The sequence below is a fragment of the Caulobacter sp. AP07 genome, assembly GCF_000281955.1.
GTDB lineage: Bacteria > Pseudomonadota > Alphaproteobacteria > Caulobacterales > Caulobacteraceae > Caulobacter.
Map to the genome: position 1 here is coordinate 1 of NZ_AKKF01000102.1, position 1,714 is coordinate 1,714.

Here is a 1,714-nt window from a genome sequence, read left to right on the forward strand (position 1 = left end):
GGCGGGCGCGGTCAAGCCGCTGCTGGCGACGTACTGGGAGATCGCGCCCGACGGCCTGAGCTACACTTTCCACCTGCGGGGCGGCGTACGCTTCCAGGACGGCACGCCGTTCGACGCCGGGATCGTCAAGTTCAGCCTGGAACGCGCCCTGGCGCCCGGCTCGACCAATGTCCAGAAACAGGCGCTGAGCGTCATCCGCCAGGTCGAGGTGGTCGACCCGCGCACCGTGCGCCTGCATCTGAGCCAGGCCGACAGCAACCTGATCTATGTGCTGGCCTGGGGTGACGCGGTGATGGTCTCGCCCAAGTCGGCGGGGACGCTGGCCACCGCGCCGGTCGGCACCGGGCCGTTCAGGTTCTCCGGCTGGCGGCGCGGCGACGCCGTGACCCTGGTCCGCAACGACGCCTATTGGGGCAAGCCCGCGCGGCTGCGGCAGGTGGTGTTCAAGTTCATCGCCGATCCGGCGGCGGCCTTCGCGGCGATCCGCGGCCACGACGTCGACGCCTTCGCCGACTATCCCGCCCCCGAGAACCTGGCCCAGCTGCGCAAGGACCCGACGCTGAAGGTGATCTCGGCCTCCAGCGAGGGCGAGGTGATCCTGGCGATCAACAACCGCGCCGGCCCGCTGGCCGACGCGCGGGTGCGCCGGGCCATCCAGCACGCCCTGGACCGGCGGGCGATCATCGACGGGGCGATGTACAGCTACGGCACGCCGATCGGCAGCCACTTCCCGCCGCAGAACGCCGCCTATGTCGACCTGACCGGCCTCTATCCGCACGACATCGCCAGAGCCAAGGCGCTGCTGGCCGAGGCCGGCTATCCGAACGGCTTCTCGCTGACGATGAAGCTGCCGCCGCCCAACTACGCCCGCCGCAGCGGCGAGATCGCCGCCTCGCAGCTGGCGGCGGTGGGCGTCAAGGTGAAGATCGAGAACCTGGAATGGGCCCAGTGGCTGGACCAGGTGTTTGGCCGTCACGCCTTCGACCTGACGGTGGTCAGCCACGCCGAGCCGATGGACTACGACATCTACGACCGGCCCGACTATTATTTCGGCTACCGGAACGCCGACTTCCACGCCCTGATGACGGCGCTGAAGGCCACCACCGACGAGGCCCAGCGCGCGGCGATCCTCGGCCAGATCCAGCGCAAGATCGCCGGCGACGCGGTCAACGGCTTCCTGTTCCAGTTCCCGCGCCTGGGGGTGTTCGACGCGCGGCTCAAGGACTTCTGGGTCAATTCGCCGACCCTGACGGTGGACCTGCACACCGCCTATTTCGACACGCCGGACGGCGCGGTCGGCGCCGCCGAAGCGGTCAAGTCCGGCGGAAGCGGCGCGATCCTCGGCGTCGTCGCCATCCTGGCGGTGGCCGCCGGCTTCGTGGCGCTGCTGGCCCGGTTCGGGGCGGCCTATCTGGGCGGCCGGGCCGGGTCGATGGCCCTGACCCTGCTGGCCGCCAGCGTGGTGGTGTTCGCCATCATCCAGGTCGTGCCCGGCGACCCGGCCGCCTACATGCTGGGCCTCAACGCCAATCCCGAGGCGGTGGCCAATCTGCGCCACCAGATGGGCCTGGAGGGTCCCGTACCGCAGCGCTATCTCGCCTGGCTGCTGGGCATGCTGCATGGCGATTTCGGCCTCAGCTACACCTACCAGACGCCGGTGGCGGGGCTGGTCGCCGAGCGCCTGGCCGTCTCCCTGCCGCTGGCGGCGGCGGCC

Annotated in this window: 1 protein-coding gene; it reads left to right on the forward strand. The window is 70.5% G+C overall.

What is annotated here, in order from left to right; translation table 11 throughout:
- Positions 1 to 1,714 (forward strand): ABC transporter substrate-binding protein (locus PMI01_RS06250; protein WP_007665557.1); only part of this gene is annotated, 1,714 nt, incomplete at both ends.